This window comes from Aeromonas sp. 603757 (assembly GCF_049171255.1).
In the GTDB taxonomy this organism is placed as follows: Bacteria; Pseudomonadota; Gammaproteobacteria; order Enterobacterales; family Aeromonadaceae; genus Aeromonas; species Aeromonas veronii_A.
Genome location: NZ_JAAKOE010000021.1, coordinates 32033 through 45928 on the forward strand (window position 1 = coordinate 32033; position 13896 = coordinate 45928).

Sequence of the window (13896 nt, forward strand, 5' to 3'; positions counted from 1 at the left end):
GTGTTGTCCAGCTGTTCAGTTCTGTCACGCTTGGTCATATTCTCCTGAGCATATGCTCATCTTTAGGCCGGTTTACCGGCCTCTTTTTATTGTGTCGTCAAATCGACGTCACTCTACCCAACCTAAGCACAAACCGTGCCACAAAAATAATCCTGTCACACCATCTTGCAACCCCTCTATTACGTCTTGCACTATGTTTGCCATCTGGCTTTCCTTGCCATGTACCGGAGAAAAATTGCCGCGTTAGGCAACAATTTTCCTAAAGCTTGCCTCTGCACTGCCGTTAAACAAGGTGAAGCAATCGAGGGGTGTTCGGAATCCAACGTTTGCACTACTGCGGGTGACCTGTCCGTTCAAACAGACACCCGCCAGAAGACTCAGGCTCGTTCAACCTGTTCTTCTAACGGTGGGACGCCGCTTTGACGGCGCAACCCGCAGTCGCATGTTCTTCGGGAGAATATTTTATGGCCATGTATATCAACACGAATACTTCATCACTGAACGCCCAGCGTAACCTGATGAATACCAACAAGTCTCTGGATACCTCTTACACCAGACTGGCATCGGGACTTCGTATCAACACTGCCAAAGATGATGCTGCCGGTTTGCAGATCTCCAACCGTTTGACTTCCCAGATCAACGGTTTGGATCAAGGTAACCGCAACGCCAACGATGGTATCTCGGTTGCTCAAACGGCTGAAGGGGCCATGGATGAAGTGACCAGTATGCTGCAGCGTATGCGCACGCTGGCACAGCAATCTGCTAACGGTTCCAACAACACCGATGACCGTACTGCATTGCAGCAAGAGTTTGACCAACTGACTACAGAGATCAATCGTATCTCCAACGACACCACTTTCGGTGGCCAGAAGCTGCTGGATGGCAACTACAAGGGGTCGTTTCAGGTGGGGGCGGATGCTGGTCAGACTATCACCTTCAAGATGACTTCCGCCTTTACCATCAGTGGGATTGCGGCATCAACCAAGGGAAGCGCGACCGTTGCTACCAGTGCCTCTGGCGAGCCCTATACCGTGACCAAGGGAACATCTGCAGTAACCTCTACCAGCGTCAGCAGCATCAGCTCTGCCAGCGCCGCCCAGCTGGCCATGGCCAACCTTGATTTCATGATCAAGGCGGTAGACAGCAAGCGGGCAGAGCTGGGTGCGGTGCAGAACCGGTTTGACTCCACCATTCGCAACCAGTCCAACGTCTCTGAAAACCTGAGCGCAGCACGTTCTCGTATTCGTGACGCAGACTTTGCAACCGAGACCGCTAATCTGACCAAGCAGAACATTCTGCAACAGGCTGCTTCCAGCATCCTGGCTCAAGCCAACCAAAGACCGCAATCAGCCCTGTCCCTGCTGGGTTAACAGGCTGTGATGAGATAAAAAAGGAGCGACGATATGGCCAATGAAATTGGAATTCCGTCATCGGTCACTCCTTCTTCTCTTCAGTCAAGTAGCAAGAGCGGCCAGTCGGCCGCTCAAGTGCTATCTGGCACAGCAGAAGAGCAGCGGGGGACGGCAAAGGACATGGAAAAGCAACAGGGGCTGCCTGAGCAGGAGAGGGCTGGCAAGCCGAAGATTTCAGACAAGGAAATTGAGAAAGGGGTACAAAACTTGCAAGAGTTCAGTCAGTTGCAAGGATGGACCGTCAATTTCAGTGTTGAAAAGGAACTGGAGCAGGTTGTTATCAAGGTTATGGATGCCGATACCAAATCAATGATCCGTCAGATACCAAGCGAAGAGTTGCTGGCTATCAGCAAACGAATCCAGGCTCTGCGCGAAGGTGATGTGATTGGCGGTGGCTCTCGAGTCGGGTTATTGCTTGATAAAGAGATTTAATAGTTACGTTTGCGAGGAGAGTGAGTATGGCTACTATTACGTCTGCTGGTGCGGGCTCTGGACTGGACTTGGAGTCTGTCATCGCTGCAAGCGTTGATGCCAAAAAGGCGCAGCTGTTGCAGCCAATTACCACCAAAAAGACCAACGCCCAGATCACTCTCTCAGGGGTAGGCCAGCTGAAGTCAGCGATCGCGACTTTTGTCACCACTCTGCAGGCTATGTCAAAGGATGACGCGTTTAACAAACGTGCGATAAACATCACCCAGGATAAAGATAATCCGGTTCTCAAGGTGGAGAGCAAGAGTGGCGCTTCCAACGGGCAATATGACATCAGTGTCGAAAAATTGGCGAAGACCAGCAAATTTGAAGGTAGTTTCGCCTCTTCGACCACGCCCATGATCACTCAAGATGGCACCCTGACATTCAAGGCAGGTGACAAGACCTTTGATGTGGATGTTAAAGCAGGGGATTCACTCCAGTCCATTCGCAAGCGGATCAACAATGATAGTGACAACTTTGGTCTTAGCGTCAATATCATGAATACCTCCGATGGCAAGGCGGCCCTTGTGATTGACTCCGGTGTCAGTGGAACAGGTAAAGATCTGCAGATAACCGGCAGTACACCTGAACTGACTGACAATTTCATCTCCAAGCTGACCCAGAAGCAACAAGCCCGTGATGCCGAGATAAGCGTGGATGGCAATAAATTGACCAGTGCGACCAACACCTTTGATGGCACCATTGTGGGTCTCAAGATTACGGTGTTGAAAGAGTCGGAGAGCACCACTACCACGAACCCGAGTGATGGTACCGTGACGACCACTTACAAGCCAAACAGAGTGGATGTGACGACAGACAAGGCTGGCATCAAGACCATGGTGCAGAGCTTCATCGATGGCTATAACGCTCTGGTGAAGAAGAGCACCGATCTGGGCAAACGCAGCTCTATCGTGGCCGGTGTCAGCCAGAATGATGGTGGAGCCCTGGCGGGGGATGCGACGACCAAGGCTGTGACCAACCTGATGAGTGGCACCGTCACCGAGCCTTCTAACAACTCTTCGACCTTCTCTACCATCTTTCAGTTGGGGGTCAAGATGGACAACAAGGGAGTGCTCTCACTTGATTCGACGAAATTCGATGAAGCGGTCGAGAAGAACTTCGACCAGGTAGTGGCTGTATTTGGTGGCAAGGACGGTGTTGCTGGCAAGTTGGCCAGCCAGCTTGAGACCTACTCCAAGACAGGGGGACTGCTTGCCAAGCGGGAAGAGACACTCAATTCTGATCTGCGTGATGTCAACCGCAAACAAGCAGATGTCGCGGCGCAGCTCACCAAGTATGAAGAGACGTTGAGGGCACGCTACGGCAGTCTGGATACCTTGCTGGCCAAGATGAACAAATCTGCCTCCTATCTCAACCTGCTCAATACCAACAACAAAACCAGTTAATTTGTAGTCAGGAGCTGAGTCTCGTATGTATCGAAAAACGATCAAGGCCTATACAACCCAGAGTTTGCAGTCTGAGCTGGCAGTGGCGGATCCCTATCGCGTGATCCAGTTATTGATGCAAGGGTGTCTCGAACGTCTCGCTCAGGCTCGCGGTGCAGTCGAGCGTCGCGATTTCGAGGGTAAGTCCCAATCTATCTCCAAGACGCTGGCCATTATCAATGGTCTGCAAGATTCACTTGATCTCTCTTATGGCAAGGTCCCCGAAGACCTGTTCGCACTTTATGACTATATGAAAGTGCGCATGATGGATGCCAGCCGTGACATGGATGTAGGCGCCATTGATGAAGTGATGAACCTGATGCTGACGGTCAAGAGCGGTTGGGATGCCATCCCTGTCGATGAGCGAGACAAGGCGCTGGCACAGCAAAAGGTAGGCAGACCGGCATGAATGAGGTCAATAGTACTTCTGTGTCTGCCTTGATGAGACAGGGCGAGCAGTTGCAGTCTCTACTGGTGCAAGGTGAGCTGGTTGCAGCAGAACAGCTGGCTGAACTTTATCTGCATGCTCTGGAAGAGGTATTCGGGTCACTGCCTTGGGGAGAGACTCTCAATGTGGAACAGCGGCAGGCACTGATGCAGTTCCAGCTTATTTATGATTGGGTGGGTCAGGAAAAGCAGCAGGCTGAAGCACAATTACGACAATTCTCCCAGGCCGGACGTGCATCCGGTCTTTACAAGCTGAATGCAGGTTAGTCTGACATGGATATCCATCACAAGATTCATGATGTAGAAAGTGAACTGGCACGCCTGGCTCTGCAAAAGCAGCAGGAGGCCGCCATGCTGGAAGTACTCCCCGTTCGTTATGAACTCAATATGGCTGCGTTTGCCAAATACATGCCCGCCATTCATGACTTTTTCAAGGAGTACCAGCCTGCCAGGCCTTTTCGTTTCTTCTGTAATGAAAATGGCGTTCCCAATATTCTGTGGCTCGACGAGGGTATCTCGCTTTATGGGGATGATCCATTTAGCGAGGTTCAGTCGCAGATTGCCGAGGTCATTGAACACAGTGTCTTGCAGTGCATCGATTTTGTGCCCCAGTGGTATATCGATGGCCAAATCCATATCAAATACAACAATGAAATCTCCAAATTAAAAGAGAAGTCAGCTCTGGAAGGGTTGCGTCTAAAGGCAGCATTACATACCGATATTCCTCTGGCACTGATGTATGGCATTGGTTTGGGCTACCAGCTCGGTTGCTTGTATGAACAGTGCAAGATCAAGAATCTGTTTGCTTTCGAGCCTGATCTTGACATGTTTTACGCCTCGCTCTTCTGTTTTGATTGGCATCAGCTGCTCGCCTACATGGAGGAGGAGTCGATCAGTCTGCACCTCTTTATCGGTGTTGACGAGCGATTGCTGGTCGCTGACATGATGGAGGCGCTGCATCGCAAGGGGGCATTCTGGTCGGCAAGCTATTTCTCGTTCTGTCATTACCATTCCCCCAAGCTGCACGCCTTGATAACACAGGTGGAAAGGGAGTTCTATCTGCTCAAAACGGGGTGGGGGTTCTTTGATGACAACATCTATGCACTTGCCCATAGCCACACCCATCTGCAAGACGGCACCCCCTTTCTGAAACGGTGGCGCGATAGCCGTGCCTTCGAGCAGATCCCTGTCTTTGTGGTTGGCAATGGCCCCTCGCTGGATCAGAGCATCGAGTTCATCCGGCAGCATCAGCAGCAGGCAATCATTATCGCCTGCGGTACTGCGGTCAGTGCACTCTACAAAGCTGGCGTAAAACCGGATATCTACGTTGCAGTGGAGCGCACCAAGAGCTCAGCCGATTTTCTGAGCATTCTCAATGCCGATGACTTTATCAAGGACACCGTGTTTCTGAGCGTTGATGTCATTCACCCTGAATGCAAGCGCTTCTTTCGTAAAACAGGGTTGGCGTTCAAGCCCAACGAGCCGATGTTCTCCATGCTGATTAGCGCGTTTGGTCAGGCATTTGAGTACGATACCATTGAATTTTCCAACCCGTTCGTCGGCAATACCGGCCTCAATTATGCGGCCTTGCTTGGTTTCAAGCAGGTGTATTTGTTTGGTATCGACAATGGCTATAAAACAGCCGGACAGCATCACTCCAGCCTGAGTCTCTATTACAACGACAAGCAAGAGGCGAAATACGAGGAAAATTTAAAGGATACTTTCCCGGCACCGGGTAACTTTGGCGACGAAGTGCGTATCAATCATCTGTTTGGGCTAGCCATTCACAATATGGCCAGTGTATTGCGTGATTATCCCGAGATGCAGTGCGTCAACAGTAGTGACGGCGCTTATATAGAAGGGGCAATCCCTCGTCGTGTTGAATCGTTGCAACCTGAATGGCCGGTACTCGACAAAATCCCGCTCATGGATGAAGTGATGGCCACTTGTTTCCAGTCCTTTGACATGAGCAGCGTTGATTTCGCTGCTGCATTGCAGGTGCCGCTGTTCGTTGAGCTGGTAGACAAGTTGCGCGATGACTGGCGCCAGGTAGCCTGTGAACACAATGCGGTATTGGCCATGATGCAACGCCATCACGACTATCTGCTCTATCTGCTGATGAGCCGCGAATCACATCTCTATCGTGTGTTGATTGGTTCAATTAACTATTTCTACGCCAATATCATCAGCCTAATGATGGCGCAGGTGACAGCAGAACCCGAGGTGCTGGCGGGCAAGATAAAAGAGGCGCAGGCAATTCTGGAGTTATTCTTCGAGGATAGCAAAGTGATGTATGCCGATGCGTTCGATGGCCATGATACCACCTATTTTACCGGCCTGGATGTGTTCAAGCGCTAGTCCTTGAATCGGATGGGGATGACTCTGTTCATCTCCATTCCCTAACAGTATGATATAGAAGTATTTAATCCTTTCAGGTGCATATATGGCCACCCTTTCCCTGGCATCCACCGCATTTCTCATGCCCGGTAATGTGGCATGGGCTCCTTTGGCCCGACATGCACAGTTGCAATTTTGCCCTCAAGGTCAATGGCAGCCGATGGCCGCTTGTGACGGACATCTGGTGCTCTGGTTTTGGGAGCAACTGCTGACCGACAGCGAATGCCAGCATTGGTACACCTTGGCTGAACCCGCATTGTCCGAGACCATCGACACCTGGTTGGAAGCATTGCTCTCGCCACTGCGGGGGCTCCCTCATCTTTATCTTGGTGCCTGTTCACTGCAAGGCGGTGGTGTGAGTAGCGCTCTTCATCCCTGGATGATGCAGCTGGATGTCTGCTTTACCCGAGCGCTTGCACGTCACCACATTAGGGATTTGGGGCTGGGTCGCTGGCTCTCTGAGCAGGGGCGAGCCCATTGTGTGGACGAGCGTAATCGTTACCTTCTTTCTTGTCCTCTCTCGATGCACGGCTTGACCAGCCTTGCCGACTGGATTGCCGCGCGTTGGATGCTTGATCAGGCGCCAATACGCAAGGTGCTGGTGCTCGATTGTGACAATACCCTGTGGGGGGGGGTAGTGGGTGAAGAGGGGTTGACTGGCCTTTACCTTGGTCAGGACGGTCTCGGCAAACTCTATCAGTCGTTTCAGGATGCGGCGCTCTACTGGTATCAGCGCGGCGTGTTGTTGGCATTGTGCTCTAAAAACGAGCCTGCAGATGTTTGGCTGGTGTTTGAGCAGCATGGCGCCATGAGACTCAAAAGGCGAAATATTGCAGCATCTGCCATTGGTTGGGGCTCTAAATCTCAAGGTTTGCGACATATTGCTGCCAGCCTCAATCTGGGGCTTGAGGCCTTGGTCTTCTGGGATGATTCCCCCCTGGAAAGGGCTGAAGTTCGCCATGCCCTGCCACAAGTCGATGTCATTGAACCACCAGCAGATATTTGGGCATGGCCTACAACCTTGCTCACTTATGGGGGGTTCTCGCGCATATTCAGTGGTGATGATGCTCTTCGTCAAGCCTCCTATCTGGCATTGGCAGACGCCGCCCGGTTACGTAGCGAGGTTGGCAGTGAACAACATTTTCTCGCCTCCTTGTCGTTGCGTGCGGCGATACAGCCGTTGGCGGTGGATAACCTTGCTCGTGCCGAGCAGATCATCCATAAAACCAACCAGTTTAATCTCTCCTGTCTGCGATATGAGGCGAGCGAGCTCAAACGGCTGGCGCAGTCTGGCTGGTGCTGGCTAGTGTCGTTGCAGGATCGCTTTGCCGATCATGGCTTGGTTGGCTTGGTGCTGATCATAAACATCACGCCCAAACTGGCATTGCTCGATACGCTGGCTCTGAGTTGCAGAGTGTTGTCCAGAGGACTCGAATATTGGTTACTGGATAGCGTCTCGGCTGCATTGCGCGAGGCGGGGATCGAGCGTCTGGTTATTGGCTCGAATCGTTGTGCACGTAATGAACCTGCGCTGACATGGTTGGCATCCCTGCCGTTGACCCCCTGTGATAATCCGGATCCCGCCCGTTTTTCCCATGAGCATTACCATAGTCTGGCGCTCGAACAGCTGAATTTGCCTTTTTTGGAGTTTTATCACCATGACTGATCTCTTCACTTTGTTGGAACAGCAGTTTCCTTCTGCAACCGTCACGCGAGGCGACTATCAGTTGGGACTTGGGGCCTTTCCGGAATGGGATTCGCTTGGTCATTTCAATTTTCTGCTGCTGGTTGAGCAGACGTTCTCGGTACGCTTCGAGCCTGAAGAGCTGGCGAAGATGAAGCAACTTCAGGACATTCGTGATGCGCTGTTGCGGCGTGGTCTTGTGCTGTGATTGAAGCTCTCTCTCATGTTCTTGGCTCCCTTGGGATCGCACGAGGGAGCGCTATCATGGTTCACACTGACGCCATGGCTGTGGCCCAGTTTCCTGGACGGGGCAATGAAGCCGGCATGCATGCTTTTTGGTTGGGGATGCAGGAGTGGCTTGGAAACGAGGGCACTCTGCTGGTGCCAACATTCACGTATAGCCTGACTCGCCAGAGCTGTTTCGACAGGGCGACATCCCCCAGTGAAGTCGGGTTGATGACGGAGCAGTTTCGCACTCTGCCAGGGGTTGCGCGGACCCGCGATCCCATCTTCAGCGTTGCGGTATGGGGCGCGGGGCGTGACCAGGTGGTTGCAGCAGGGGGTCATGACTGCTTTGGTGAAGAGAGCCCCTTCGCCTGGTTGGCGGCTCACGATGGCTGGATTGCCGGTTTTGCCTGTCATCCCGATCGCATTACCTTCACCCACTATGTCGAGCAGCAACTAGGTGTCGATTATCGCTTTATGAAACGCTTTGAGGGTGATGTCCGCGAGCAGGGAATGGTGCGCCCCTGGCATTGTGACTACTTTGTGCGAAGACTCGATCTGGCCAGCGAGATAGATCTTTCCCGTCTGGTTGAAGCCCTTAAAAATCAGGACAAATGGCACCAGGGGTTATTTGGCCGTTTACCAGTCTGGGCCGTTCGCTGCGCCGACTTTGCCGCGGTGGCAAAAGAGCTGATCGCTGTCCATCCCCATGCGCTTATCAGGGAGGGGAGATGAAACTGCACCATATTGGACTGGTGGTGGCCGAACTGGATCTTGGCGTACGTTATTGTTGCGAGACCCTCGGGCTTTCCCGCTTTAGCGAGCCGGTGCTCGATCCGTTGCAGCGGGTGCATATCTGTTTTGCCTATGATGATGCGGGGATTTGCTATGAACTGATTGCACCTGCCAGTGATGATAGCCCCGTCAGTCAGGCGCTACGAACCCGTCATAACCTGCTCAATCATCTGGCCTATGAGGTGGCAGACCTGGCAATGGCTGCCGAAAAACTGCGGGCCCAGCGTCATCTTCCCCTCGGGCCCAGCCAGCCAGCCATCGCGTTTGGCGGCGCCCACGTCCAGTTTTTCCTGAGCCCCCTTGGCCACATTGTCGAATTGATCGAGGCACCCACCCCATGAGTTTTTCACCCAAGAGCGGCTATCTGCCCACCGACTGGGACGACCAGGCACAAGTCGGTGAACAGCTGCATCGGCTGCTCACCCTGCTGTTTCCGCTCAATCGCAGCCTGACCGGGGACGGGGTTCGGCAGTCGCTGGCCCTGTGGCGCGAGCACTGCCTGCCCGAGCTGCGGATCCATGAAGTGGCCAGCGGCACCGAGTGCTTCGACTGGACAGTGCCTGACGAGTGGAACGTGCGGGAAGCCTACATAGTGGGGCCGGATGGACGCAGAGTGGTGGACTTCCAGGATCACAACCTGCATCTGGTCGGTTACTCGGAGCCGGTGCGCTGCACCCTCTCGCTTGCCGAGCTGCAGCCCCATCTCCACTCTCTGCCCGAGCAGCCGGATGCCATTCCCTATGTGACCTCCTACTACAAGCGCCGCTGGGGCTTCTGTCTGCCCCATCGGCTGCGTGAAGCGCTGCCGGAGGGAGAATATCAGGTGGTGATCGATGCCACCCTGGCCCCGGGCTCGCTCACCTATGGTGACTGGGTGCTGCCGGGGGAGAGCGAGCAGGAGATCCTGCTGTCGAGCTACACCTGCCACCCCTCCATGGCCAACAACGAGCTCTCCGGCCCCTGTGTCGGTGTATTCCTGATGGCCTGGCTTGCGTCACTGCCCACACGTCGCTACAGCTACCGGCTGATGCTGGTGCCTGAAACCCTGGGGGCCATCGTCTATCTCTCCCGTCATCTGGACCAGCTCAAGCAGCGCACCTTGGCCGGCTTCAACCTGACCTGTCTTGGCGATGACCGCAGCTACTCCTTCCTGCCCTCACGCCAGGGCAACACGTTGGCGGATCGCATCGGTCGCCATGTGCTGGGTCATCTGGCGCCGGGCTACAAGGCTTACAGCTTCCTGGAGCGGGGATCCAACGAGCGGCAGCTGTGCGCGCCCGGCATCGATCTGCCGGTCACTTCTGTGATGCGCAGTCGATACGGCTGTTATGCCGAGTACCACACCTCGCTCGATGACCTCTCGCTGGTGACGTCGGCCGGTCTGGCCGGCGGCTTCATGGCGCTGCGCCGTGCCATCGAGTGTCTGGAGCTGGACGAGCGCTGCGAGGTCACTGTGCTGGGTGAACCCCAGCTCGGCAAGCGGGGGCTCTACCCGGATTTGTCGACCCGCTATTCGGGCTGGCAAGTGAGGGAGATGATGAATCTGCTGGCCTACAGCGACGGCAAGCTGACCCTGTTCGAGATCGCCGAGACCATAGGGGCGCCGTTCTGGCGGGTGGAGCCGCTGGCGCGGATGCTGCTGGAGGCCGGGCTGCTGCGTCGTCTCAGCCCGCAACCGGACTACTCGATCACCAGATAGGCTGGTCCCGGGTTGTGCGGGGTGCGACGGATGGCGTAGCGATCCAGCCCCAGCACCTCCTTGAGGGCCAGAGTCTCCCCCGGAAAGGCGGGCCAGTTGAGCTCATCGAATGCCAGCACCGACCCCTTGGTCAGGTGCGGCTTGATGAGCTCGAGGCAGCGGCGGGTCGGCTCGTAGAGATCAAAGTCAAAATAGGCCAGCGCTATCATTGTTTCCGGCTGACGAGCCAGATAGGCCGGCAGCGTCTCGGTCACATCCCCCTTCACCAGCTCATGCTTGACGATATGGTCCAGCGGGCTTTCCGCCTCATGGGCGGCGAGCAGTTGGGCCAGATGCTGCTCATAGCCCGGCGTCACCCCGTAGGCACCGGGCTGGATTGCGGCATCACTGCCATCTTGCGGAGCGTGGGAAGGGAAGCCGCTGAAGGTATCGAATCCCACCAACTTGCGGTTGTAGTTGTAGGGCTCATACATGCCGCGAAACGAGGAGAAAAGCGCCAGGTTCTGACCCCAGCGGGTACCGAAATCCATGATGACGCCGTGGACCGGCACGATCTTCTGATACAGCTCGTGCATGAACAGGATGCGGGAGAGCGACTGGCGCTTGAGGTAGAGGCCCAGGTTGTTCTGCAGCTCGGCCGCGGGCAGCGGGCTGGCGTGCAGCAACTCGCTGAAGGTCTGGCGGCGTGACAGCTCCTGCTCGGAGGCGTTGGAAATGGCCTTGATCATCAGTGGTCTCCTGTGGTGGTGTCGCCGGCCGGGGTCGACAGGCAGTGCACCACTTCATATTCGAGGTAATCGGCCAGCCCCAGCCAGTCCTGGCGCTCCTGGCACTGCAGCAGTGCGGCTACCAGTCCGGGTGGCAGGTTGCCCTGCTCGGTGAGCACCTCTTGCAGCAGTTCCGGCAATGCCTGACTCGCTGCAACCGACTGCCCCAGCCGAAACTGGTGCGCCAGGGCGGTGAGGCGGGTGATCTGGCCGTTTTTCATTGCACGTACTCCGGGTGATAGCGGCAGCCGGCGATTTCCGCCCCTTCCCGGCTGCAGTTCCAGAACTGCACATCGGTGTGGCGCGCTATGTAGCGCTCGAGCTCGGTGCGGTAGGCGGAAAAGTTTGGATTGGTCTTGACCCGCCGGCCATGGCCGTCGAGGGCCCAGCTGAGGGCCAGCGCGGCGCTGGGGCCGAGCGCACCGTCGGCCCAGCCCGAGTGGGTGAGCTCGCCGGGAAAGGCGAAGTCAGTGCCCAGCAGGATGACCTGGCGGCAACCCATCTGCACGGCGAGATCCACGGCGGGATGAATGACGCTGCCGCCCGAGTGCAGCACGCCCTTGGGGATCGTCTGTCGCAGCTGCTGATACATGGGGCTGCGGGAGTAGGCGGTCATGCGTGGCCCCTGCCAGGCCAGCAGGGCTGCCGTGGGAACCGTGGGGTAATAGACCAGGGTGGTCTGGGCCGACTGGGCGGCGGGCAGCCGGTTGCCGTGGATGGCGTCATCGATGGTGACGACGATGTCGGGCCGGATACCGTGGCTGAGCAAAAACGCCAGCGCGGTATCGACGCTAATCAGAAGATAGTCCTGCCGACGGCGCTGCAACTGGGCCTGCAGGGTGGCCAGGTTGTGCTGCAGGGTTGGGCCACTCGCCACGATCAGCGCCTGCTTGCCCTGAGCCAGACCGAACAGGGAGGCCACATCGCCGTCGCCGGCCAGCAGATCGCGGTTTTCCGCCAGCCGCCGGGTGATGTCGGGGTGCTCGGCGTCGAACCTGGCCCGGGCGAACGGCAAATCGATTTCACTCACCAGCCGGTCGCGGATGCGGGCGGCAGCATCTTCCACCAGCAGCAGCTCGGGCGGCAGGGCGAAGAAGGGCAGCCGCACCTCCCCTTCGTCGCCGGCCATCATCAGCTCGACCCTGGGGTCCGTCAGCCAGTCCTGCTGGTCTAGCAGCCGCAGTACAAGGGCAAACAGGGCGCCATTCATGATCTTCACTTCCAGCCGCTTGAGGCTACTGCGCCCCAGCAGGGTGCGCGGCAGATCGCCGAGCCCGGTGCCGTAGAGGTGCAGCACCGGCTGCTCGGGCAGGCTGGCGGCCTGCAGCTCGGCTTCCTTCACCCGGTCGTGCCGGCTGGTGAGCTGTATGCCGTGGAGGCTTAGGGTGGAGCCGAGACCTTCGGTCAGCTCGGCCGGCAGGCTTTCAACGTCCTGTGCCAGCAAGCGGGGCCAGAGGGCGGGCCAGCGCTGGCTGATGAGCCTACCGTGCTGGTTGAAGAGATCATCACTCATCGTTGTCTATCCACTCCCAGCTCAGCGGTTGATTGGCACTCAGGCTGCGGTTGACCCGCTTGCCGATGAGCCGATCGTAATCGGCCGGGGGCAGGCCGAGGGCGGGGCGCACCGACTTGATATGCGCTGCGGTGAGCTGCTCGCCGGCGGCCATCTCCTTGACCAGATAGAGGGAGCGGCGAAATGCACGGTTACCCTGTTCACTGGCGGTGAGCTGGTAGTCAGCCACCCCAAGGGCGGCATGGGCGGTATTGACCGAGGCCACCAGCTCGGTGAGCTCGGCCGGTTCCATGGAGAAGGCGCAATCCGGTCCGCCGTCGGCGCGGGCCAGGGTGAAGTGTTTCTCGATGAGGGTCGCCCCGAGCGCGGTGGCGGCGATGGCGGTGGCAGAGCCGAGGGTGTGATCGGAGAGCCCCACCTCGACCCCGAAGCGCTGGCGCAACATGGGGATGGTACGCAGGTTGTACTCGGCTGCCGGCGCCGGATAGCCGCTGACACAGTGCAGCAGGGCCAGCTGGCCGTTGCCATGCTTGAGCGCAATATCGACCGCGGCGGAGATCTCGGCCTCGTTCGCCATGCCGGTGGACATGATAAGCGGCTTGCCGGTCTGGGCGGCGTAGCGAATGAGGGGCAGATCCACCAGCTCGAAGGAGGCGATCTTGTAGGCCGGGCAGTCCAGTGATTCAAGCAAGTCCACCGCACTGAAATCGAACGGGCTGCTAAAGACAGTCAGCCCCAGCTCGCGCCCTTTGGCAAACAGCGCTTGGTGCCATTCCCAGGGGGTGTGCGCCCACTCATAAAGATCGTAGAGGCTGTGGCCATCCCACAAACCGCCGTGGACCTGAAATTCCGGTCGATCACTTTTGAGGGTGATGGTATCCGGGCGGTAGGTTTGCAGTTTGACGGCGCTGGCACCCGCTGCTTTGGCGGCGGTCATAATGGCCAGGGCGCGGTCCAGATTGCCATTGTGGTTGGCCGACAGTTCGGCAATCACATAGGGGGCCTGTTCCTGGTTGATGGGGCGATGATCGATCTGCATCT

The 13896-nt window shown here is 56.6% G+C and carries 15 protein-coding genes; 11 read left to right on the plus strand and 4 right to left on the minus strand.

The window, feature by feature from the left end; genetic code table 11:
• The first annotated feature begins 464 nt into the window (after window positions 1-464).
• From flaB to G5332_RS17430, 11 genes are all read left to right on the plus strand, one after another.
• Window positions 465-1370, plus strand: a complete 906-nt coding sequence (flaB, locus tag G5332_RS17380; protein ID WP_129503711.1) for a flagellin B — start codon at window positions 465-467, stop codon at window positions 1368-1370.
• Between the two features lie 33 nt (window positions 1371-1403).
• Window positions 1404-1844, plus strand: coding sequence for a flagellar protein FlaG (locus G5332_RS17385; protein ID WP_129503712.1), 441 nt, complete (start codon window positions 1404-1406; stop codon window positions 1842-1844).
• 26 nt (window positions 1845-1870) lie between these two features.
• Window positions 1871-3289: a flagellar filament capping protein FliD gene (gene fliD, locus G5332_RS17390; RefSeq protein ID WP_216954022.1), complete on the plus strand. Its 1419-nt coding sequence runs from the start codon at window positions 1871-1873 to the stop codon at window positions 3287-3289.
• A gap of 25 nt (window positions 3290-3314) precedes the next feature.
• Complete coding sequence (fliS, locus tag G5332_RS17395; protein ID WP_005346697.1) at window positions 3315-3737, plus strand: flagellar export chaperone FliS; 423 nt, start codon at window positions 3315-3317, stop codon at window positions 3735-3737.
• Window positions 3734-4042 (plus strand): hypothetical protein, encoded by a 309-nt coding sequence (locus G5332_RS17400; RefSeq protein WP_129503714.1) that lies wholly within the window; start codon window positions 3734-3736, stop codon window positions 4040-4042. Before fliS ends, G5332_RS17400 begins: the two co-directional genes overlap by 4 nt.
• Before the next feature lie 6 nt (window positions 4043-4048).
• Window positions 4049-6133, plus strand: a complete 2085-nt coding sequence (locus G5332_RS17405; protein ID WP_421173043.1) for a 6-hydroxymethylpterin diphosphokinase MptE-like protein — start codon at window positions 4049-4051, stop codon at window positions 6131-6133.
• Window positions 6134-6218: 85 nt separating this feature from the next.
• On the plus strand, window positions 6219-7838 hold the full coding sequence (locus G5332_RS17410; RefSeq protein WP_421173044.1) for an HAD-IIIC family phosphatase: 1620 nt from the start codon (window positions 6219-6221) through the stop codon (window positions 7836-7838).
• Window positions 7831-8064 carry an acyl carrier protein gene (locus G5332_RS17415; protein ID WP_227340795.1) on the plus strand — a complete coding sequence of 78 codons (234 nt, stop codon included), beginning with the start codon at window positions 7831-7833 and terminating at the stop codon, window positions 8062-8064. The genes G5332_RS17410 and G5332_RS17415 overlap by 8 nt, the downstream gene beginning before the upstream one ends.
• Window positions 8061-8816: an AAC(3) family N-acetyltransferase gene (locus G5332_RS17420; protein WP_408082949.1), complete on the plus strand. Its 756-nt coding sequence runs from the start codon at window positions 8061-8063 to the stop codon at window positions 8814-8816. Before G5332_RS17415 ends, G5332_RS17420 begins: the two co-directional genes overlap by 4 nt.
• On the plus strand, window positions 8813-9217 hold the full coding sequence (locus tag G5332_RS17425; RefSeq protein WP_005346679.1) for a VOC family protein: 405 nt from the start codon (window positions 8813-8815) through the stop codon (window positions 9215-9217). Before G5332_RS17420 ends, G5332_RS17425 begins: the two co-directional genes overlap by 4 nt.
• Entirely contained in the window at window positions 9214-10575 is a 1362-nt protein-coding gene (locus tag G5332_RS17430) for a DUF4910 domain-containing protein (RefSeq protein ID WP_227340793.1), read from the plus strand. Before G5332_RS17425 ends, G5332_RS17430 begins: the two co-directional genes overlap by 4 nt.
• Here G5332_RS17430 and G5332_RS17435 read toward each other — a convergent pair.
• Genes G5332_RS17435 through pseI form a run of 4 tightly spaced genes read right to left on the minus strand, consistent with a single transcriptional unit; the run spans window position 10557 to window position 13894 of the window.
• Window positions 10557-11303, minus strand: coding sequence for a crotonobetainyl-CoA--carnitine CoA-transferase (locus G5332_RS17435; protein WP_005306746.1), 747 nt, complete (start codon window positions 11301-11303; stop codon window positions 10557-10559). The genes G5332_RS17430 and G5332_RS17435 overlap by 19 nt on opposite strands.
• Window positions 11303-11563 (minus strand): hypothetical protein, encoded by a 261-nt coding sequence (locus tag G5332_RS17440; RefSeq protein ID WP_010635733.1) that lies wholly within the window; start codon window positions 11561-11563, stop codon window positions 11303-11305. Before G5332_RS17440 ends, G5332_RS17435 begins: the two co-directional genes overlap by 1 nt.
• Complete coding sequence (locus tag G5332_RS17445) at window positions 11560-12855, minus strand: motility associated factor glycosyltransferase family protein (RefSeq protein WP_227340792.1); 1296 nt, start codon at window positions 12853-12855, stop codon at window positions 11560-11562. Before G5332_RS17445 ends, G5332_RS17440 begins: the two co-directional genes overlap by 4 nt.
• The gene (gene pseI / locus G5332_RS17450; RefSeq protein WP_421311448.1) at window positions 12848-13894 is read right to left on the minus strand and encodes a pseudaminic acid synthase; all 1047 of its coding nucleotides are present in this window, start codon (window positions 13892-13894) and stop codon (window positions 12848-12850) included. The genes G5332_RS17445 and pseI overlap by 8 nt, the downstream gene beginning before the upstream one ends.
• Window positions 13895-13896: the final 2 nt, after the last annotated feature.